Here is a 20,135-nt window from a genome sequence, read left to right on the forward strand (position 1 = left end):
CCTGGCGGGCGCCTAGAACGTCAGTGAATGCTTGCGATCGAGGCTTTCGCCAAAGCCGCGGATCACCTCCAGCAGCGACTTCACCCGCAGCGGCAGGCTCCCGGCCGGATACACCGCGTGCATCTGCGGGCTCTCGCCGCTGCTGGAGGTGAGCTTGTACTCGGGGCAGACCCGGACCAGGCGCCCCGCCTCCACTTCCGGCTCCGCCAGCCAGTCCGCCAGGCGGGCGATCCCGACACCGGCCAGGACCGCGTGGAACACCGCCGCGCCGGAGCTGAAACGAAACTTCGGATGCACCCGAAAGCTGGTGGTGTGCTCCTCGCTACGAAAATTCCATTCCTTGAGGATCCGCGGCGCGGTGTGCAGGATCAGCGCATGCGCCTCCAGCGCCTCGAGGGAATCAGGCATCCCACGCCGCTCCAGATAGCCCGGGCTGGCGTACAGGTAACGTGAATAACTCCAGAGCGGAAAACCGATCAGGTCACTGGATTGCGGAAACGCGCCGCGAATCGAGAAGTCCAGCTTGCTCTTGGCCGGGTCGATGGTCTCATCGGTGAAAATCACGTCGACGTTCACGTCCGGATAACGCTCGCAATACTGCGCGATCAGTCGGGGCAAGACCCCGTGCCCGAGAAACTCGGGGCGGAAAAGCGAATCCAGCCGTGGGCCAGGCCGCTGAGCCCCGCCAGGTCTTCATCCGCCTCACGTTGCAGATCGAGCATTCTGTAAGCATGGGGCAAGAGGCGCTCACCCGCTTCGGTCAAGCTCACCGCATTGGACGAGCGATTGAACAGCTTGACCCCGGCACTTTCCTCCAGGGCCTGGACGGCACGGGTCAACGAGCTGGGAGAGCGCCCCAGGGCACGTGCCGCGGCGACGAAGCTACGCTTGCGCGCCACCGCCGCGAAGGCTTCCAACTCCCCCAACATATCCAGCGCCATTCCCCACCTCATTGCACTTTTCACAACGCGGCATTGCAACACAAAAAAAGCCCTTCCGTTAGCCTTCCCGCTCAACTCACAGGGATGTAGGCAAACAGGAGCAAACGGACGTGTCAAAGCTGGATGAAATCGTCGGGAAATCTGCGGCCCTTCTCGGTGAAGAGATTCGTGAATGGCTGGGAAAAAAATCCGCGACTGCGACCCGCCAGGGAATCCCGCAGATCCATGTGTCGTTCGAAGAACAGCGCACACTTGAGACCGGCCTGGCAGCCATGGCCGTGACCGACAGCGCCTCGGGCATCAGCCGCATGCCGGCCTTGGGACAGCTGCTGGAAAGCACCCTGTGCACCGAGAAAATCCAGCAGTTGCGCGACTTCCCCGAGAGCCGTGACGTGGCGATGATCGTCAGAGGGTTGCCGCTGGACCCACAACTACCCGCCACGCCCTACGACACGCAACAGGGTGTCGAGAACCTGCCGGTGCTGGCCGGGGCCATCCTGTCCGTGCTGCAAACCCTGCAAACCCGGCCGGTGGCGTACGAGGGTGAAAGCGACGACACGGTGTTCCGCCACGTATCGCCCAAGCAGCAGCACGAGACCGAAAAGAGCTCCTATGGTTCGCGCCTGGACCTGGGCATGCATGTCGACAACCCTCACCTGCCGCTGACCTGCGAACCCGTCTCACAGTTGTCGGCTTGTCCGGAATACCTGTCGCTGACCGGTCTGCGCTGCGAGCTCGGCGTGCCCACGCGGATCGTCGCCATTGCCGACGTCCTGGCCATGCTGCCGGCCTCGGTCGAAGAGGAATTGTCACGTCCGCACTTCGCCATCCGCCGACCGGCCTCCTTCGGCAAACAGGGTAATGTGCTGGAAAACGTTCCCCTGCTGTACAGAAACGCCAGCGGCGGCCTGTATTGCCGCTACAACAAGGCCAGCGTCGCCGCGACCTGCGCCCACGCGCAGTTTGCCCTGCAATTGTTCGCCGCCGCCGCCAATCATCCCGATGTCGTGCACCACATTCTGTTGCAACCGGGGGACATGCTGATCTTCAAGAACCAGCAAACCCTGCATGCCCGGGACGGTTTCACCCCCCGCTACGACGGCCGCGACCGCTGGATGCTGCGCGTCTTCGGGGTCAACGACCCGGCACGCGTGGTGCCGCTGGACCCTCACCAACCTTTTATCATCAGAGCCTGATTTCATGGTCGATATTGTCATCCTTTGCGTATTCGCCTTCTCCGCCGGCCTGATAGATGCGGCTGTAGGCGGCGGCGGACTGATCCAGATACCCGCGCTGTTCAACGTGCTGCCCACGGCACAACCGGCGGCGCTGCTGGGTACCAACAAGGTCGCGGCCGCCTGCGGTACCGCGTTCGCGGCCCGGTCCTTCGTACGCAAGGTGGTGATCGACTGGAACCTGGTGATTCCCGCCGCCTGCGCGGCCTTTGCCATGGCCTTCTGCGGCGCAGCCACGGTGTCGGCGGTGCCCCACTCGATCATCCGCCCGGCGGTGCTGGTGCTGATCGTGCTGATGGCCATCTACACCTTCTGGAAAAAGGACTTCGGTGCCCTGCACAAACCCATGCGCATCGGTACCCGGGAGAAGCTGCTGGCGCTCGTCATCGGCGGTGCCATCGGCTTCTACGACGGACTGTTCGGCCCCGGCACCGGCAGCTTCCTGATCTTCCTGTTCATCCGCTGCTTCGCCTTCGACTTCCTGCATGCCTCGGCGTCGGCCAAGGTGGTGAACATCGCGACCAACGTCGCGGCGCTGATCTTCTTCATACCGACGGGCAATGTGCTCTACCTGATCGCCATCCCCATGGCCGCCTTCAACATCCTCGGTGCCCTGACCGGCACCTGGCTGGCGGTGCACAAAGGCGTACCCTTTGTCCGGGCCCTGTTCCTGGTGTTGCTGGTGATCCTGATCAGCAAACTGTCCTATGACCTGATCCTGCAGACCTGATTCTGAAACCCGAGGAGAACCCCATGTATCCCATGTTCGATCGCCTGGTAGCGTTACTCGATGCCCGCGCCGCCTCCTACCGGGTGCTGATGCACGATGCCGAGGGCCAGTCGGCGCGGGTCGCCGAGATCCGTGGTACCGAGCCCGGCCAGGGTGCCAAGGCCATGCTCTGCTCGCTCAAGGGACAGGCCGAGCCTTATGCCCTGGTGATCTTGTCGGGGAACCAGAAACTCGACATGAAGAAGGTCGGCGCAGCCCTGGGCGGTAAAAAAGCCGAACTGGTGAAGGCTGAAACCGCCATGGAGCTGACCGGTTGCCGGATCGGTGCCATTCCTCCGTTCGTCTTCGACGAGCGGATTCAATTGATCGTCGACCCGGCCTTGACCTCCAGCTATGGCGAAATCGCCTTCAACGCCGGTCGACTGGATGCCTCGATGGTGCTCGATACGCAGGATTACCTGGCGATTGCCCAGCCTCGATTGCTGGATGTCAGCCAGGCCTGAACACAGCGCGGGCGCATTGGTCTGCTTGTTTTAACCTTGAATGGCCCTTGCGAACCCGCTCCCGGCTACTTTGTAATACTCGCCGGAACCCGTACCGCGAGCCCTGCCCCGTGAAGAACCTGCAATTGCTGCAATCCCTTGAGGGCGACCGGTTGTTGCTGCGCCCGCTCCAGGCCGCCGATGCCGACGCCCTGGTGGAGGCTGCCCGGGACGGCGAACTCTGGAACCTGCCCTTCACCGTGGTACCGGGGCCCACCACGGTCGAGTCCTACCTCCGCACCGCCCTCACGGGTCGAGAAGCCGGTACGGTGATGCCCTTTGCCATCGTGATCAAGGCAACCGGAGAAGTGATCGGCTCCACGCGTTTCTGGAAGATCGATCGCCAGTACCGCAAGCTGGAAATCGGCAGCACCTGGATCGCCACCCGCTGGCAGAAAAGCTTCGTCAACACCGAGGCCAAGTACCTGATGCTGCGCCACGCGTTCGAGGTACTCGATTGCGTGCGCGTGCAGTTCACCACCGATGAGATCAATGAAAAATCCCGGGCGGCGATTTTGCGCCTGGGCGCGAAGCAGGAAGGGATCGTGCGCAATGAACGGATCATGCCGGACGGGCGCAAGCGCAACTCAGTACGCTTCAGCATGATTGATGACGAATGGCAGGCGATCAAAGCACACCTGCTGCGAAAACTGACCCAAGTCCCCACGCATCCGATCTAGCCAGTTAAAACTTCTTTCATCGCAATCAGCGACCAGTTAAAACTTCTTTCACGGCACCCTCGCCGCAGGCTGTTTATATTGGAATGGCTCCTTTGGAAGAGCCTCCCATTCAGCCCGCCTTGCAGCGGGCTTTTTTATCGCCTGAGCGCAGCCCGCAGGCTGCGCCCAATCCCGTCGATTACGACAGAAAGCCGTTGCTGACCCCGACCAGCAGGAAGATACCCAGTGCCGCGCGATAGGCCACGAACGGCCAGGTGGAGAAGCGCTCCAGGAAGCGCATCAGGCCCCAGATCGCACAGAACGCCGAGACACTGGCCACCACCAGCCCGAACAACAGATGGGTCCAGGCTTCCGCCGGGATCTGCGCATGGTGCAGCACCCACAACTCCTTGAGCCCGGCCAGCGCGATCGCCGGCAAGCCCAGCAGGAAGGAGAACCGGGCGGCCTCTTCACGCTTGAAGTTGAGAAACAGCGCCGCGGTCAGTGTCGAGCCCGAACGGGAAACACCCGGGATCAGCGCACCGACCTGGGCGATACCGACGATCAATGCATCGCGCAGGCGCATCTCGCCCACCACGCGCTGATGTCGGGCACTGAACTCGGACACCGCCATCAGCACCGCCATCACCAGGCAGGAAATGCCGATCACCGTCAGCCCGCGCATGGGCGAGTCGCAGGCATTGAGCGTCGAAGAGAGGGCCAGGCCGGCAATCCCGATGGGGATGGTCGCCAGAATGATCGCCACCGCCAGGCGGAACCACGGGCTGTTGTAGTCGCGCTGGCGCACGGCGCTGAGGCTGCCGCCGACCACATCGCGCACATCGCGCCAGAAATAACTGACCACCGCCGCCAGCGCGGCCAGTTGCATCGCGGCGGAAAAGGCCGAACCCGGATCCTGCCAGCCGAGCACCGCCGGCACGATACGCATGTGCGCGGTGGAGGAGATAGGCAGCAGTTCCGTGATGCCCTGGATAATACCCAGAATGCCGATTTGCAGGTAATTCAGCGAAGCGAAGCCAATATCGAGGCCGCTGGAGCAGACGTTAGACAAAATGATTTCCCGGAAGAAGGCTAATTTCCCACCGCTCCCGAAGAGGCGCGGCGCAGACCTGTGAAGCTTAGACAGCAACGGGAATGATGGGCCTGTTTTTTATGATTTTCCAGCCTCAGCAAAGCACAAAACACAAGTTGGGAATTAATTCATTTCATGACACGTACCAATATCGATCAGTCAAGGCAGGCCCGCCCCCCCTGCAGGAGCGAGCTTACTGGCGATGGACGTCAACGGTGGCACGGGGTATCCGATCCCCCACGCCCCCTGATCAGGCGCTAGCGCGGCGCCACATACCCGTACCGCCAGCAGCAATGATCCCGATGCCCCGGCAAGATCACACAGCCACTCAGACTCAGCAGCAAGACAGCTGCAACCAGCAGCGAAAGACGACGTGACATGATGGTTTCCTCAAGGGGTTCAATGGACGAAGCCGTTCACCGCACAGGGCCAGGGCACCTGTCGATGGCTACGGTTACCGGTTGAACGCGACAGCGGCGAACAATCCGTCGCAGCCCTGAGCAATTTCATGAAGCCCCCGTGCACCTTGCGCGATACTGCCCTCGCCCCTCGGGGTGCAGCGCTGAAAAAAAGATTATTTCCCGCGACGGATTTTCCCGACACCTATCGTTAAACCCATCAGCAGCGTTCACTTTCGTACGCAGCCTGAAGGAGTTGTCATGAGACCTGCACGACCTCTGGCCAAATTGCGCCATGCCCTCCTGCTGATCCCGCTGGCGTTCGCCGCGCTGACCAGCACGCCCACTTTTGCCCAGCCCGAAGTCATCATCCGCGAAGCGCCGCCGCCCATGCGTGTCGAGGCCGTGCCCATGGAGCGCCACGGCTATGCCTGGGACCGTGGTCACTGGCGCTGGGAAGGCCGGGGTTACGTCTGGGTACCCGGGCACTGGCAGCGGGTGATGCACAATGCACGCTGGGAACCGGGCCATTGGGAGCCCCACGGGCCTAACTGGCGCTGGATCGAAGGACACTGGGTCCGCTGATCCCCGGGCCGGGCGGCGCACCTGCACCGCCCGGCCTTGTCATCCCCGAACCCATCCCCCGGACCGAGACTTGCCCGATTGAAAGAAACTGATCCGGACGTTGAGCTGCTGGCCCGTATCGGCAACAAGGAGCCGGCCGCCGTCAACGAGATGGTGTCGCGCAAGCTGCCCCGTCTGCTCGCCCTCGCCAGCCGGATACTGGGCGATGCCGACGAGGCCAAGGATGTGGCGCAGGAAAGCTTCCTGCGCATCTGGAGGCAGGCGGCGAGCTGGCGCAGTGGCGGGGCCCGTTTCGACACCTGGCTGCACCGGGTGGTGCTGAACCTCTGTCATGATCGCCTGCGCAAGCGCAAGGAGCGCCCGCTGGAGGATGACGAGTCCGGCATCGAGCTGGTCGACGACGCTCCCCGCCCCGATGAACAGCTGGAAGCGGCGGCGCGCAGTGAACAGATGGCCGCCGCATTGGCCGCGTTGCCCGACCGCCAGCGCGAAGCCATCGTGTTGCAGTACTACCAGGAACTGTCGAATATCGAAGCGGCGGCGCTGATGAACATCAGCGTCGATGCACTGGAAAGCCTGCTGTCGCGGGCCAGGCGCAACCTGCGCAGCTATCTTGCCGAAACACACGGCCAGGACAGCCTAGGAAGGGGAAAACGATGACGCCCGAACGATTTGCGTACCTGGCGGACGCCTACGGCGCGGACCTGCAACGCTGGCCGGCCGCCGAACGCGCCGCCGCCCGGGGATTGCTCGAACGCGGCGATGCGGCGTCACTCGACGCGCTGCAACAGGCCCGGCGGCTCGACAGTCTGCTCGACAGCTATCAGCTGGCGCCCCCCGACCCGGCACTGGCCCGGCGTATCGCCGCTTCGGCGAGCAGCGCCAGGCCGGTCTCGTTCTGGAGCCGATATGCCGACTGGCTGTCCCGGGTCGGCTTCGTCGGCGTGGGCCTGGCAGGCATCGCCACCGGGATGCTGGTGGTCTCGCTGAGCCTGCCGCTGCCGACCTCATCCGAAGCCCTGCCGAGCATCTTCGACCAAGGCGATGCCGACATCGTCTTCACCGTAAACGCCGAGGAAAGCGAGCAATGAGTCAACCGTCCAAGACCCTCAAGAACCTGCTGCTGGCGTCGTTGATGCTCAATGTCTTTCTGATCTGTGGCATAGGGGGGGGTGTCTATCACTGGCTGGTCAATACCCAACCGGCCATGGCGGCCGTCAACCAGCACGGCTTGCGCCAGGCCATGGTGCAGTTGCCCGAGACACGCCAGCGTGAACTGCGCCAGCTGTTGCGGCGCAATCGAGCCGACAGCCAACCGCTGATCCTCGCGGGTCGTCAGGCGCGCCAGGATGTGATCAGACAGCTTGAGGCGCCGACACTGGACCGTCCGGCCTTGCTGGCGGACCTGGGCAAGGCGCGCGAGGCGGATGTCGCCCTGCGCTCGCTGGTGGACAACACCCTGGCGGAATTCGCCGGCACGCTGCCCCAGGAAGAGCGCCGCAAGCTGGTCGAGTCCCTGTATTTGCGCGGCCAGGCCAAGGGCAAGCCCCTGCAGAAAAACCTCTAGCCGCGACGGATTCCACCCATTGCAACGTTTAACCCTTGAAACCCGCCAACCAGGCGACCATTCAAGGTTCAGCAAGGAGTCAGACCATGCTGCGAATATTCAAGACCGCGCTCATCGCCACCCTGATGGCCGCCTCCCTGGCTGGCTGTGTTGTCGAGCCGGTGCATCCACGTCGACCACCGCCCATCGTCGAAGTCGTGCCGGTCATGCCCGCACCGGGCTATCACTGGGTTGCCGGACATTATCGCTGGGGTGGCAACCAGTGGGTCTGGGTGCCTGGGCATTGGCGCTACTGAGTGAGAACGGATGCAAAGCAAAACCCGGCGCAGTCGCCGGGTTTTGTTTTTCAGCTCAGGCCTGTCGCTTGCCCACTGGCACTTCGGCCGCCCCCGCCGCGCCATGAATCAGCGGCGCATAGCGATTGCGGAACTCCCAGTTGTAAGGCACCTGCTGCTTGCTGAGGCCTTGGTCCCAGTTCGCGGACCAGGTCATCAGCCCCTTGATGGAGTGCCCGGCGGCATCGAGCCGCTTGAACGCATTGACCACCGCCGCCGGGTCGATCACATAGCCCGTCGCGGCAGCGTCGACATTGGCCGGCAGGCCAATGACGAACTTGTCCGGCGCAATCCGGGTAAAGCCCCGCGTCCCGGTGACCAGGCTATCGGTCAGGTAATAGAGGAAATCCTCCTTCATCTCATCATTGTTCTGCGCGATCCACGCCCCGTTCCCCCCGTTGGCTTCCTGCACCCAGACCCCGTCACCGCCCTGGTTGTAATACTGCGGCGCGATGAAGTCGTAGTAGCCCTCAAGCGCGCTGAGGTAATCGAGGTACTTGCCGTTGGCAAGGGTGAGATAGGGAAACTCGGGCGCCATGCTGATGATGAAGTGCTTGCCCTCGGCCTTGTAATGGTCCTTCACCAGTTTCAGGGCTGCGGGCAACACCGTCTTGTTGTCGGCATGGTCGATGGCGCTCTGTTCCAGGTCGATATCCAGGCCATCGAAACCATAGGTTTCCACCAGACGGATGATTTCAGCGGCCAGCGGCTGCTCGGAGCCCTTATACAGCTCGATATGCGCATCGGCGCCCCCCAGGGAAATCAGCACGGCGCGACCCTGGCTGTTGAGGACGCCCACCTGGCGGCGGAACTCCGCATCGGACAGGTCATAGGGCCTGAACGTCGGGATGCCGTTACCTTTCATGAAGGCCACCGCCACCACGTTGTATTCCGCGGGCACGTCCGTCAGCGCCAGGTTGGCGAACTTCCCGCCCTGGTAGCCATCGTTCGGCCCCGCGGCCCAGTTATGCCAGAAACCCATGAGGATTTTCTTCCCGGCCAGGCTGGGCATCGCTGACGCCGCGTCGCTGACCGTGGATTTAAGCAGTGAAAAGTCGAAAGTGGTCACATTCCAGTCCTTTAGAAATTCGCATGAGATGGCTGCCCAGCGGCAAGGTCATTTGAAGTCCACGTCAAACGCCTGGTAGAACGCGTTACCGGTATTGGCGACGATCCACAACAGGACGATGACGTGATGACCTTGCTTGCCCGCCGGCAGTTTCACTTCATGCTCCACCTTGGCCTTCAATTCATCGGCGTGCTGGTAATACGGAACTTGCGGGTAGAAGTCCTCGTTAAACGGCTTGGCCTCGAGTTGCGCGCGGCTGATGCGTTGTTTCGGGTCCCAGCCATCCTTGGTGATGAACCAGCGATAACCCCGGGTGACGTGGGGGCGGTGTATTCCCATTGCACGCGGAAGGTCTGCCCCGGATTGACGTTCAACAGCGGCCAGGCATAAGGACGGTTGAGCCTCTTGCTCAATTCCTCGTCGGTGAAGTTGATGCAGTCGCGGGCGTCGGTTTTCCCACCGCTGAGGATGTAACCGTCAGCGGGTGGGACGACACTCTGGTCATCGGTTTCAAACGGTTTGGGGAAAGGTCCGGCGGTGAGCGACGGAAAGTTCTTTCCGCCTTCCATTTCATTAACCTGCCAGGTACCAAGAAGCCCCAGCTCCACGGCCACCGACCCGCGGCTGGCAGGCGAAACGACACGACCATGTTTAAGTTCGGGCTTCGATAACGGCTTGTTCATTCTTCTCACTCCTTTGATAGAAAATTCTCCAACTCAGGGAGAACTTTCAACCTAGCTCAAATAAGAAAACTGTCCATCTAATGCAGAACGAGTGAACTTAACCATTAATCCACAACCCTCTGAATACATTGGACTTTTAAAAGAAAATCGACAAAACCTACGCATAACACAGCGAATAGATTACACAGCCTACCTGCAATAAACCTCGATAGACTCCGCTCATAAAGACACTTACCCCAAAATGCTCAAAAAAACGTAACAATATATTTTTCAGCGCCCATGGATCGCGCCCCAAAGGCTGGGTATCCTGAGCCCCAGAGCACAATGGTGGGCCATCCTGAATGCCGCCAAACGGTTATTGGAGGCGTTCATGCTCACGATCTTCTTGTCCGCGCTGATCTTCGGTGTGGTGTTTTGCCTGTCGCCAGGGGCTGTTCTGGCGGAAACCTTGCGTCGCGGGTTGCTCCATGGCTTCAAACCGGCGCTGATGGTGCAAATCGGCTCGCTGGTGGGCGATGCCCTCTGGGCGGTGATCGGGCTGACCGGACTTTCGTTGCTGCTCGAACATGAGCAGGTGCGGATTCCACTCACCGGCGCCTGCGCGGCCTATCTGGCGTGGCTGGGCCTGCGCAGCCTGAACGATGCCTGGCAATTGCCCGAGGCGCAAAACGCTGTCGAGCGGCCGGGCACAAACGCCCTCATGGCCGGGGCGACCATTTCCATCGCCAATCCGAAAAACGTCGTCTACTGGGGCGCGTTGGGCAGTGCCCTCTCCGGCATCGTCGGCCAGACCCCGAGCCACGGGCAAACCCTGATGTTCTTTGCCGGCTTCATGTTCGCCTCGGTGGCCTGCTGTTTCATCATCGCGGCGCTGGTCGACGGGCTCCGGAAGGCCGCGTCCCCGGGCTGGCAGCGGCTCAGTCATGGCCTGTGCGGGGTGGCCCTGGTCTACCTGGCGATATTGGCACTGCGGGCGGTTTTCTAGGACGAAGGTCCACGGACTTTGACGCGGTTTAAGGCTTCTTTTTCTGCAGGCTTTTCAGGCGTTGCGTCGCACGTTGCACCGCGGCCATTTTTTCCGGGCGCTTCATGCGCTTCCACTTCTTGATCTCTTCCTTGGAGCGACCACAACTCAGGCACATCTCGCTGTTGAGCTGGCACACGGAAATACAGGGATTTTCGATGTCCTTGGCCATGGTTCAGCGGCGCCCCGGGCGTGGGCTACGGGCAAGGTGCTGCTGCCAGTTGCCGGCGCTCACCTGCTGGCAATATTCCTCGCTGTCGAACGCCAGATGGGCAGCAACCTGATGAACCTCAACCTCCGCTTCGCGCAAGGCTGCGGCGGTCAGTTCGTGCATGTGTCGGGCTGACTCGCCGGCCAGCGCCTGATCCCGGTTGGCCCGGGTGTCGAAGACCCAGGTCACCCGCAGACTGGAGGGAAAATGCGCGAAATCCACCTCGTGGGTCAACCAGGCAAACCCCACGATCCGGGCCTTGGCCGTCTCGCAGGCCTCGGTCAGGGTGGCGACCAGGCGACGCTCGATCTGCGCCTGCTCGCGCTTACTCAACAACATGGTTTGATCCTCTTCATCTCGGCGGCGCAGAGTATGCCTCACGGACTCCAGCAGTGTGCCCTGTGCGGTGTTTTTTTCATCCGCGACGATACCTGACGCACAACAGGATCAACGCCGCCGCCGAAAAGGCCGCACCGGCGTAGAACGTCGCCGCCGCGCCATGGACCTGCCACAGCCAACCGGCGATGACACTGGCCAGCAGCAAGGCGCCCCCGCTGACCAGATTGAACACCCCGAAGGCCGTGCCTTTCAGGTCAGCGGGCGTGGTGTCCGCCACCAGCGTGGCCAGGATGCCCTGGCTGAAGCCCATGTGCAGCCCCCACAGGGCTACCCCCAGGAGTAGCGCGACAATGGATTGCGCCTCGGCCAGGACGATATCCGCCAGGATCAACAACACCAGGCCGGCACCCAGCAGGCTCGTTCGATTGACACTGTCCGACCATTTGCCCACCGGATAAGCCGAGAGCATGTAGAACCCTGCCATCACCACCATGACCAGCGGCACCCACGTTGCGCTGAAGCCGGATTGCTGGGCCCGCAGGACCAGAAAGGCTTCGCTGAAGCGCGCCAGGGTAAAGGCCGCACCGATGGACACCACCCACCAGTAGTCCCTGGGAAAACGTGTCAACGATTGGAATCGTATGGGCGAACGCAACGGCTGCCTCCCCGCCCCGTGCCCGGGCTCGCTGACCCCGAACAGCAACAGGCCGACAGCAACCGCGGCGGGAAGCACGGCAAACCAGAGCACCCGGGAAATGTCGCCGGCAAAGCCGATCATCAGCACAATCGCCAGCAACGGCCCCAGGAACGCGCCAAGGGTATCCATCGACTGGCGCAGCCCGAAGCACGCGCCACGTATTGCCGCAGGAGCAACATCCGCGACCAACGCATCACGCGGTGCACCGCGTATCCCCTTGCCGATCCGGTCGAGGATTCGTGCGGTAAACACCAGTTGCGCCGACGCCGCCAGCGGAAACAGCGGTTTGGTCAGGGCCGCGAGGCCGTAGCCCAGCAGCAGCAATTCCTTTCTGCGGCCGATGAAATCGCTGAGCGCCCCGGAAAATACCTTCACGATCAGCGCCGTGGCCTCCGCGACCCCCTCGATGATACCGACGGCCAACATACTGATGCCCAAGGTTCCCACCAGATAGACGGGCAAGAGGGCATGCACCAGTTCCGACGAGAGATCCATGAACAGGCTGACAAGGCCGAGTGCCCAGACGGTACGTGGAATGGATCGAAGGCTTTCAGGCATGGCCCCTCCTTGGTGATCAGCAATGCGAACATTCGACCGCTCATTCGCTTCCTGGGCGGATGAAAAGCCTACCGATTTACCCGACGAACCTGTGAGAAAAACCCTGCGGCTTAGGTATACTGCTCCTTTTTCTTACGCGACCCTAGCAATGCTCAACTCAGTTCAAACGCTAAGAGCCCTGGCTGCATGGCTGGTGGTCCTACATCACTACATGCAACTGGCGCACAACTTCACGCTGACCGACCCTGTGTCCACGGCGCTCCACATGTATGGCGCAATAGGTGTGGATTTATTTTTCATCATCAGCGGTTTTGTCATCTACATTTCAGCCGCCGAAAAACAAGTGACGCCCGCAACCTTTGCCGTCCATCGCCTGGCAAGAATTGCACCGGCCTACTGGATTTTCACTCTAGCCACTGCCGCCGCCTTGTTGGTTTCGCCAAGTTTTGTACCACTGACTCAATTTGAACCCCTGTTCCTATTAAAAAGCCTACTCTTCATACCCGCACAAAACCCGTCAGGTATCGGCGCATACCCGCTCATAACGGTTGGCTGGACACTGAACTATGAAATGGCTTTTTATGGCATTTTTCTCCTGAGTTTTTACGGCCCCAAAACAGCAAGACCCGCGTTGATCGCCCTGGGGCTTTTCCTGCTGTGCAAACTCGTGCCACATCTAGGCGGTGATTTTGCCTTCTATGACAACCCCATCATCTATGAGTTTCTGTTTGGCATATTGATTGCCATTGCCCACCAGAAAGGCTGGGTCAAAAAGATCCCCCCCTTGATGGCCATAGCCCTGGTTGTCATCGCGCTCGGCCTGATCATTCATAACGGGCAAGTCGAACACAAACCCATGAAGTCAGGTTTTCCCTGTGCCCTGATCCTCTTGGCGGCCGTCTCGCTGGAACGATTTTTTTCTCGTCGGGCTTTTATGGCCAAACTGGGGGATTGGTCCTATTCGACCTACCTCTGCCATGTATTGGTCATCAGCGCCATGACCCGGCTTCATCAGTGGATCAACCTGAACGATGTCGTCACTTTCACCTTGATTGCCATCACGATCCTTGCCGTGTCTTACACGAGCTTCACGTTCATTGAAAAACCGATCTCGAAGCTGGCAAAGAGAAACTTCAGAGGATCAATGCCAGCGCCGGCCAGTGCCGCTTAGGACTGAATAATGGAAATGCATGGACGCAATAAGGGTGTTACTGGCAGCCGTCACTGCTGAAGCAGCAATGCCCTCCAAGGCAGAGGCGACAGACCACGCATCATGAATGGGTACTCAAGTGGGCGATTTGATCACATGCAGCGTTCAACATCGCCCAACCTTGTTGCTGTATGGTCATTAGGTTCACATATTTTTCCGCGCAAAGACCGTCCAACAGCTCACTGCCCATCTGTTCGTGCCTGGCATCCGCATCCGCATGAACCTCAAAATAGTCCGTTTCGCCATAATCACGCATGACGTTGTGAGCGGCACTGAAAAATATATTGGCGCTCGCCTCCAGGACCAGGTGAATCAGCACGGTTTTTTCGTCATTATCCAGCGTGAGCATTTTCCAGGTAAACCAGGCCGCGGTAGCCTCCAGAACAGGATGCCAGACAGGCGCCCGGTATTTTCTATCCTTCATCAACTTGAAATTATGACCAAATTCCTCGTTCAGATGCGCTTGCACAACCGACAGGAACTTACGATCATCACAAAGAGCACTTCTCAACATGATGGTTTTCTGGAAGTAATCTGAAAATATCTGGATGGCATCCAGCAAGCGCTCTCTATTCTCTTTGTTTTCCATCTGCTTGCTCTGAATCAAACTCATGAGACGACTGCTTCTATAGCTGTCAGCAAATGTCTTGTTTTCCTTCAGCAGCAGCTCAAAATCCGCCTTTCTCACAGGCATATCCAATATGGCCACATTCGTCTCCTCGACTATTACAGTGTTGTCTCTTCAAAAAACGGCGCTTTTGCGTTATTTAAAACTCTCGATCACCCCCCTGGTTTGAAGCGGATCCGCAATCCAGGGAAAAAAAGTGTTCGCATCATCGAATCCATTCGCCACCGTGTCCGCCAGATTCGGTAGCCGTGCGGCTGAGCGTAAAAGCTCCACGACATGCGTCGACGAGCTCAACAGCAATAGATTGGACCACTCCGTTGACGCCTGGGCATGCTGTCGCCAACAGCACTCAAACGTTCCTTGCATCCAGGTTTCATCAAAGGGCTCCTGATGGCGCTCAATGATCCGATCAAAATAAACACCGGCACACTTGGCCGCCGTGTTCGCCCCTTGACCGGCAATCGGATCATTCAGCACGACAGCATCCGCCAAGCCCAAGACAAACTTCCCACCCGGCATCCTGGCCGTTGGATGTTTCACGGACGGTGTGTAACACCCCTTCAAGGTTGCCTGTCGGTCAGCCAGTTGGATAGTGGCTGACCTTTCCGCCTCCCAAGGCACATAACGGGCAAGCAACTCTTGACTGGCGCTCAATTGTTCATCAACACCCGCCACATCACTCAAGGCATCAAACGCACGGCCGGGAATCCCCTCAAACAACATCATTTCACACCGCCCGCCCAAGGTTAAACCAGGCATCGTGATATACTCTCCGACCTCAGGAATGACATTGACTCGAACGCCGGGAAAACTTTCAGCCGGCAACATCCCCGTTACATACATGCAGGCAAGCGTTCGCTGAGGCCGGTCAAACATCGAGCGCTGACGATCACGCGTAAAACATTGACCAATCTCACCTTTACCGCTGGCGACAATCGTTAACTCGTGCCACTTGGAAATTTCATCAAGGTCTGCCAACGCGACACGCTGGACGATTAAACATCCTCCGAGACGTTGAAAAATATCCAGCCAACGGGAAAACTTGAGTCGCTGATCAATCGACTGAAAGGGTCTTTGCGTTCGCCCTTTCCACTCAACGTCTTTTCGAGCAGCGCCCGGCTCGCCCAATGTAAAAGTGACAGAGGTATTCCAGGGGCATTCGTCATCCCATAAATTGAGCCCCCAGTGCCTCTCAATCTGTAAAGCCGTATCGAACATCCCCTGGCTGGACAGGATGCGTCCATGGCGAATTTGCTCAGCCGTTCGATCGCTGAACAACGTTATGTCATAGCCTTTTTTTTAAGAGCAATGGCCAGCAAAAGCCCAGCCTGTCCCGCCCCCACAATGGCAATCTTTCTCATCGAATGACCCTCGCACATTTAAACCGAATTCAACCGGACTCCGCATTGACGGACTTATAAATCGAAGCCGCTCGATGGGCCTCTTCATACACTCCCTTGATCTGCCTGAGCCCGAGAACAAGCCCCTTGAGGTTGATACCGCTGATTTCGCGTGAAAACTCCCCAAACAGTATATTCTTGCGAGCCTCTGCATACTGGTCAGTATTTCTCCGACCTTCCTCGGTCACACTGAGCTGCACCTGTTTATTCTTGAGCGGCTGGTATTTTCTCACCAACCCTCGCTCACTGAGCTTGGTAATACTGTAGTTAATATTGAAGTGATCAGGACGATTCAACAACCGCCCCACCTCGGCAATCGTCTTGGGCCGATCATTCATGCGAATAACATGAAGCACCGTCAATTCATCGATTGACAAGGTGCTGTCGTTGACCATTTTTTCACACTCCAACTGCCAACGCTTGAACGCATTAAAAGCCCTCCAGAGCTGCAGCTCACACTCGGCCCAATCCACCTCTTCTTCAGTGACGGCTAGATGCCATGTCTTATCAATACACATAGGTGGGCCTTCAGTCTTTGATTGAATCAATTTCTACATATTTTGCCTAGCTTGGCAATGGATATACCAAAAAATTAACCCACCCACACAGATAAAACAAACTTCCTATACAGTGTGAAGAATTAACCTACATTAATATCAGCAACAAATGACTTAAAGACCTGTTGAATGACAAGCATATTCGCTTTATAAATTTTAAAGCGAATCACAAAGCAAATCGTCCCAGGGAACAGAGGGAGCTCTCATGTGCCAAACCCCCCATCCGAACAGCATCAGACTCCCGATCAGCAAGCAAACCCTCAGCCGTCATCTGCTTGAGCCTTTGACTGACATCATGGGTACTTTCTGGAAGCTCAAGGCTGGGGCCAGGAAGGCGGACAGCATGAGCGTGGAACAAATGAAGCAGTTCATGGCGCATTTTGAAAGCAGCTGCTCCGACCTTGAGCTTTCAGGTGCGGACATGCTCAAGTTCTTTCAATGTATTGCAGAGCAGGCCACGGAGACCCCCTCCATCGCCCCCCCATCGAAACCGAGCAAATGGCTCTCCATATTGGTCGTCGACGATGATGAGCGGGTACGCGAATTTCATTGCAAGATTCTGCAAAGCCTCGACTGCAGTGTCAGCCTAGCCAGCAATGGCTATGAAGCATTGGGCATGCTGTGCAAATCCTACGACGCCATCCTGATGGATATTCAGATGCCAGGAATGGACGGTATTGAAACAGCCATGAAAATTCGCCAGCACGGGTTTGATCCCAGCACCACCCCCATCATAGCCATTACCGCCAACCCTCTGGAGGAGGTGCGAGGAAAATGCCAGGCATCCCTCTTCAATGAATGCATGCAAAAGCCAATGGACATCAGCCAACTGCAAAAAACACTCGAAGCGCTGACGACCCGATAAACCCAAGGGCGACACGCCGTCAGTTTCGTTTAAGCCTCACCCGCTGCCGTAGGTCGACTCACACTCAAGGCGCCCCTGCAGTCCGATTTTCGTCGATGAACAGCGGCGTCATGGGCGAATCCCGACCTCGGCCTCTTGAGCCGTCCAGGGTCCGACTTGCTCGCTGAGTGTCAGCCCCAAACCGGGACAGGTCGGCACGAGCATGCGCCCGTCGCGGGTTTCCAGACGCTCATTGAACAGCGGTTCGAGCCATTCGAAGTGCTCCACCCAGGGTTCGGTCGGGTAGGCCGCCGCCAGGTGAACGTGCAGTTCCATGGCGAAGTGCGGCGCCAGCATCAAGCCCGCTTGCTCGGCCATGGCCGCCACCTTCAGGTAAGGCGTAATCCCCCCACCCGCGGCGCGTCGGGCATCAGGAAGTCGGCGCCGCGCAGCTTGATGAACTCGGCGTGTTCGGCAACGCTGGTGAGCATTTCACCGGTGGCGATCGGCGTGTCGAATTGCCCTGCCAGGGCGGCGTGGCCTTCGGCGTCGTAGCAGTCCAGCGGTTCTTCGATCCAGATCAGGTTGTACGCTTCGAACTGGCGGCACATGCGCTGGGCCGTCGGACGATCCCATTGCTGGTTGGCATCCACCATCAACGGGAAGTGGTCGCCCAGGTGTTTGCGCACCGTGCTCACGCGCTGGATGTCGATGGCGCAATCCGGCTGCCCGACCTTCAGCTTGATACCGCCAATCCCCTTTTCACGGGAAAGGTCGGTGTTCTTCATCAGTTGATCCAGCGGCGTGTGAAGAAAGCCACCCGAGGTGTTGTAGCAGCGCACGGAATCACGTTGGGCCCCGAGCAGGCGGGCCAGCGAAAGGTTGGCACGCTTAGCCTTCAAATCCCACAACGCCACGTCGAACGCGCCGATGGCCTGAGTCGACAGGCCGCTACGCCCCACCGACGCGCCGGCCCAGCATAGCTTGGTCCACAGTTTTGCAATGTCACTCGGGTTTTCGCCGATCAGCGCAGGCGCGATTTCCTGGGCATGGGCGAATTGCCCCGGCCCGCCGGCACGCTTCGAGTAGCTGAAGCCGAGGCCGCGATGACCGTCGATGGTTTCGATTTCAGCGAACAGGATCGCGATTTCGGTCATCGGCTTTTGCCGTCCCGTCAGCACCTTGGCATCACTGATCGGATTGGCCAGCGGCAGGATCACCGAAGACACCCGCACCCAGGCGATACGGTCGTCGTCGGAGGACTTGATAGGTTGTTGTTGCGCGAGCATGTGGGCTCTCCTTGAACAGTGATCAGGGTTTGAAAAGCGATCAGGTACGCGGGTGTACCAGTTCGGTGTCAGCCCGAGCGTCTTCGACGGGACTGGCCGGTGGGTCGGCAAAGTCATCGAGCTCCAGGCGCTTGAGTGGTCCGACGATGAACAGATAGGAAAATGCGCCCAGCAGCCCCATGCCGGCGACGTACATCAGCGCGACATCGAAAGAGCCCAGTTGGTTGATCATCACGCCGATGGCGATAGGGGTCACGATGCTGGCGAGGTTGCCGCAGAAGTTGAACATGGCCCCGCTGACACCCATGGCCCGAGCGGGCGAAACATCGCCCACGATGCACCAGCCGAGGTTGCCGACACCTTTGGCGAAGAAGGCGACGGACATCACCAGAATGACCAGCGTGACCGACTGGGTGTAGTTGGCGACCATGATGCTGCTCGACAGCAACAGGCCACAGATGATCGGCGTCTTGCGGGCCGCGGTCAGGCTGAAGTGCTTGCGCAGCATCCAGTCCGACCAGACACCGCCGACCATGCCTCCCAGGCAACCGGCAATGGGTGGGATCGCGGCAACCAACCCTACTTTCAACAGGGTCATGCCCTTGGCTTCGATCAGGTACGTCGGGAACCAGGTCAGGAAGAACCAGGTGATCGAGGTCAGGCAGAACTGGCCCAGATAGATGCCCGCCATCATGCGGTTGCCACCGATGACCTTCATTCCTTTCCAACTGAAGGGGGTCTTCACGTCACCGATGGTGGGCAAGCCACCGCCCGCCTCGATGTAGTCGATTTCAGCCTGGTTGGCGCGCTTGTCCTTGCGCGGTTCCTGAACCATCCGAAACCACAGCAGGCCGATCAGGACGCCCGCGGCACCGGTGACCCAGAACACGTGCTGCCAGCCCCAGGTGCTCACCAGCCAGACCATCAGCGGGGTGAACGCCGCCAGGGCAAAATACTGGGCGGACTGGAACACCGCCGTGGCCAAGCCCCGCTCATGACGCGGGAACCACATCACCGTCAGGCGGTTGTTGGCCGGAAACGCCGGCGCCTCGGCAACACCCATCATGAAGCGCAGGACAAACAGCGCCAGGAAAGCCGAACCGAACAGGTCGACGTAGCCCTGCAGGAAGGTAAAGACCGACCAGACGATCAGGCTCATGCCGAGCACGAGACGGGAGCCGAAGCGGTCGAGGACGATGCCGCCGGGGAGTTGCATCCAGGTGTAGGCCCAGCCGAAGGCCGAGAACGCGATGCCCAGGGTCATGGCATCGAAGCCAAGATCGGTGCGCATGCTGGGGGCGGCAATGGACAGCGTGGCCCGGTCCACGTAGTTGAATACGGTGACGATGAAAATCATCACCAGGATGAGATAGCGGACGTGGGTCTTCGCTACCGATTGCGTAGGCTTGATCACTATTATTTTCCTTATTGTGAGTGCAGCAGTGAATCCCTGTCGCCCTTACGACGCCTGATAGCGGCATGATCGCCAGATGATTGCGCAATCATTGCAAGATTCAAAAAAAGGTCCTGCCGGTCGGAGC

Annotated in this window: 20 protein-coding genes and 4 pseudogenes; 12 read left to right on the forward strand and 12 right to left on the reverse strand. The window is 59.3% G+C overall.

Going from position 1 to position 20,135, the window contains the following annotated elements; all coding sequences use genetic code 11:
• Positions 1 to 12 precede the first annotated feature (12 nt).
• Positions 13 to 941, reverse strand: a pseudogene (locus NUH87_RS07050) (LysR family transcriptional regulator).
• Between the two features lie 110 nt (positions 942 to 1,051).
• On the opposite strand from NUH87_RS07050, the gene NUH87_RS07055 reads away from it, so the two are divergent.
• From NUH87_RS07055 to NUH87_RS07070, 4 genes are all read left to right on the forward strand, one after another.
• Complete coding sequence (locus tag NUH87_RS07055; RefSeq protein ID WP_338525380.1) at positions 1,052 to 2,137, forward strand: TauD/TfdA family dioxygenase; 1,086 nt, start codon at positions 1,052 to 1,054, stop codon at positions 2,135 to 2,137.
• A gap of 4 nt (positions 2,138 to 2,141) precedes the next feature.
• Complete coding sequence (locus NUH87_RS07060) at positions 2,142 to 2,906, forward strand: sulfite exporter TauE/SafE family protein (protein ID WP_338525381.1); 765 nt, start codon at positions 2,142 to 2,144, stop codon at positions 2,904 to 2,906.
• Positions 2,907 to 2,929: 23 nt separating this feature from the next.
• Positions 2,930 to 3,409: a YbaK/prolyl-tRNA synthetase associated domain-containing protein gene (locus tag NUH87_RS07065; RefSeq protein ID WP_338525382.1), complete on the forward strand. Its 480-nt coding sequence runs from the start codon at positions 2,930 to 2,932 to the stop codon at positions 3,407 to 3,409.
• 128 nt (positions 3,410 to 3,537) lie between these two features.
• On the forward strand, positions 3,538 to 4,128 hold the full coding sequence (locus tag NUH87_RS07070; protein ID WP_338526746.1) for a GNAT family protein: 591 nt from the start codon (positions 3,538 to 3,540) through the stop codon (positions 4,126 to 4,128).
• 178 nt (positions 4,129 to 4,306) lie between these two features.
• On the opposite strand, the gene NUH87_RS07075 is transcribed toward NUH87_RS07070, so the two are convergent.
• A complete protein-coding gene (locus NUH87_RS07075; protein ID WP_338525383.1) occupies positions 4,307 to 5,179 on the reverse strand; it encodes an undecaprenyl-diphosphate phosphatase in 873 nt (290 codons plus the stop codon).
• Between the two features lie 680 nt (positions 5,180 to 5,859).
• On the opposite strand from NUH87_RS07075, the gene NUH87_RS07080 reads away from it, so the two are divergent.
• The 5 genes from NUH87_RS07080 to NUH87_RS07100 all read left to right on the forward strand — a co-directional run bounded on the left by NUH87_RS07080 (position 5,860) and on the right by NUH87_RS07100 (position 8,046).
• Positions 5,860 to 6,183 (forward strand): YXWGXW repeat-containing protein, encoded by a 324-nt coding sequence (locus tag NUH87_RS07080; RefSeq protein ID WP_040069758.1) that lies wholly within the window; start codon positions 5,860 to 5,862, stop codon positions 6,181 to 6,183.
• A gap of 78 nt (positions 6,184 to 6,261) precedes the next feature.
• Positions 6,262 to 6,843 (forward strand): RNA polymerase sigma factor, encoded by a 582-nt coding sequence (locus NUH87_RS07085; RefSeq protein ID WP_338525384.1) that lies wholly within the window; start codon positions 6,262 to 6,264, stop codon positions 6,841 to 6,843.
• Positions 6,840 to 7,274 carry a hypothetical protein gene (locus tag NUH87_RS07090; RefSeq protein WP_338525385.1) on the forward strand — a complete coding sequence of 145 codons (435 nt, stop codon included), beginning with the start codon at positions 6,840 to 6,842 and terminating at the stop codon, positions 7,272 to 7,274. The genes NUH87_RS07085 and NUH87_RS07090 overlap by 4 nt, the downstream gene beginning before the upstream one ends.
• A complete protein-coding gene (locus NUH87_RS07095) occupies positions 7,271 to 7,750 on the forward strand; it encodes a periplasmic heavy metal sensor (protein ID WP_338525386.1) in 480 nt (159 codons plus the stop codon). The genes NUH87_RS07090 and NUH87_RS07095 overlap by 4 nt, the downstream gene beginning before the upstream one ends.
• An 86-nt stretch (positions 7,751 to 7,836) precedes the next feature.
• Positions 7,837 to 8,046, forward strand: a complete 210-nt coding sequence (locus tag NUH87_RS07100; RefSeq protein WP_338525387.1) for a YXWGXW repeat-containing protein — start codon at positions 7,837 to 7,839, stop codon at positions 8,044 to 8,046.
• Between the two features lie 76 nt (positions 8,047 to 8,122).
• Here NUH87_RS07100 and NUH87_RS07105 read toward each other — a convergent pair.
• Together NUH87_RS07105 and NUH87_RS07110 are read right to left on the reverse strand one after the other, a co-directional pair.
• A pseudogene (locus NUH87_RS07105) lies at positions 8,123 to 9,154 on the reverse strand (chitinase); the annotation flags it as partial.
• Positions 9,155 to 9,202: 48 nt separating this feature from the next.
• A pseudogene (locus NUH87_RS07110) lies at positions 9,203 to 9,837 on the reverse strand (lytic polysaccharide monooxygenase auxiliary activity family 9 protein).
• Positions 9,838 to 10,207: 370 nt separating this feature from the next.
• On the opposite strand from NUH87_RS07110, the gene NUH87_RS07115 reads away from it, so the two are divergent.
• The gene (locus NUH87_RS07115) at positions 10,208 to 10,822 is read left to right on the forward strand and encodes a LysE family translocator (protein WP_338525388.1); all 615 of its coding nucleotides are present in this window, start codon (positions 10,208 to 10,210) and stop codon (positions 10,820 to 10,822) included.
• Between the two features lie 28 nt (positions 10,823 to 10,850).
• Here NUH87_RS07115 and NUH87_RS07120 read toward each other — a convergent pair whose 3' ends face one another.
• The 3 genes from NUH87_RS07120 to NUH87_RS07130 form a co-directional block, all read right to left on the reverse strand.
• Positions 10,851 to 11,033 (reverse strand): DUF1289 domain-containing protein, encoded by a 183-nt coding sequence (locus NUH87_RS07120; RefSeq protein WP_338525389.1) that lies wholly within the window; start codon positions 11,031 to 11,033, stop codon positions 10,851 to 10,853.
• A gap of 3 nt (positions 11,034 to 11,036) precedes the next feature.
• Complete coding sequence (locus tag NUH87_RS07125; RefSeq protein ID WP_338525390.1) at positions 11,037 to 11,411, reverse strand: hypothetical protein; 375 nt, start codon at positions 11,409 to 11,411, stop codon at positions 11,037 to 11,039.
• 76 nt (positions 11,412 to 11,487) lie between these two features.
• Positions 11,488 to 12,666, reverse strand: a complete 1,179-nt coding sequence (locus NUH87_RS07130; protein WP_338525391.1) for an MFS transporter — start codon at positions 12,664 to 12,666, stop codon at positions 11,488 to 11,490.
• A 22-nt stretch (positions 12,667 to 12,688) separates the two neighbouring features.
• On the opposite strand from NUH87_RS07130, the gene NUH87_RS07135 reads away from it, so the two are divergent.
• Complete coding sequence (locus NUH87_RS07135; RefSeq protein ID WP_338525392.1) at positions 12,689 to 13,837, forward strand: acyltransferase; 1,149 nt, start codon at positions 12,689 to 12,691, stop codon at positions 13,835 to 13,837.
• Between the two features lie 100 nt (positions 13,838 to 13,937).
• On the opposite strand, the gene NUH87_RS07140 is transcribed toward NUH87_RS07135, so the two are convergent.
• The 3 genes from NUH87_RS07140 to NUH87_RS07150 all read right to left on the reverse strand — a co-directional run bounded on the left by NUH87_RS07140 (position 13,938) and on the right by NUH87_RS07150 (position 16,422).
• On the reverse strand, positions 13,938 to 14,585 hold the full coding sequence (locus NUH87_RS07140; protein ID WP_338525393.1) for an iron-containing redox enzyme family protein: 648 nt from the start codon (positions 14,583 to 14,585) through the stop codon (positions 13,938 to 13,940).
• A 54-nt stretch (positions 14,586 to 14,639) separates the two neighbouring features.
• Entirely contained in the window at positions 14,640 to 15,782 is a 1,143-nt protein-coding gene (locus NUH87_RS07145; RefSeq protein WP_338525394.1) for a styrene monooxygenase/indole monooxygenase family protein, read from the reverse strand.
• A gap of 112 nt (positions 15,783 to 15,894) precedes the next feature.
• Positions 15,895 to 16,422, reverse strand: coding sequence for a winged helix DNA-binding protein (locus NUH87_RS07150; protein ID WP_338525395.1), 528 nt, complete (start codon positions 16,420 to 16,422; stop codon positions 15,895 to 15,897).
• 244 nt (positions 16,423 to 16,666) lie between these two features.
• On the opposite strand from NUH87_RS07150, the gene NUH87_RS07155 reads away from it, so the two are divergent.
• Positions 16,667 to 17,326, forward strand: coding sequence for a response regulator (locus NUH87_RS07155; protein ID WP_338525396.1), 660 nt, complete (start codon positions 16,667 to 16,669; stop codon positions 17,324 to 17,326).
• Positions 17,327 to 17,434: 108 nt separating this feature from the next.
• Here NUH87_RS07155 and NUH87_RS07160 read toward each other — a convergent pair.
• Together NUH87_RS07160 and NUH87_RS07165 are read right to left on the reverse strand one after the other, a co-directional pair.
• Positions 17,435 to 18,594, reverse strand: a pseudogene (locus NUH87_RS07160) (L-talarate/galactarate dehydratase).
• Positions 18,595 to 18,634: 40 nt separating this feature from the next.
• Positions 18,635 to 20,008 carry an MFS transporter gene (locus NUH87_RS07165; RefSeq protein ID WP_338525397.1) on the reverse strand — a complete coding sequence of 458 codons (1,374 nt, stop codon included), beginning with the start codon at positions 20,006 to 20,008 and terminating at the stop codon, positions 18,635 to 18,637.
• Between the last annotated feature and the right edge of the window lie 127 nt (positions 20,009 to 20,135).

It is taken from the genome of Pseudomonas batumici (assembly GCF_036585405.1).
GTDB lineage: Bacteria > Pseudomonadota > Gammaproteobacteria > Pseudomonadales > Pseudomonadaceae > Aquipseudomonas > Aquipseudomonas batumici.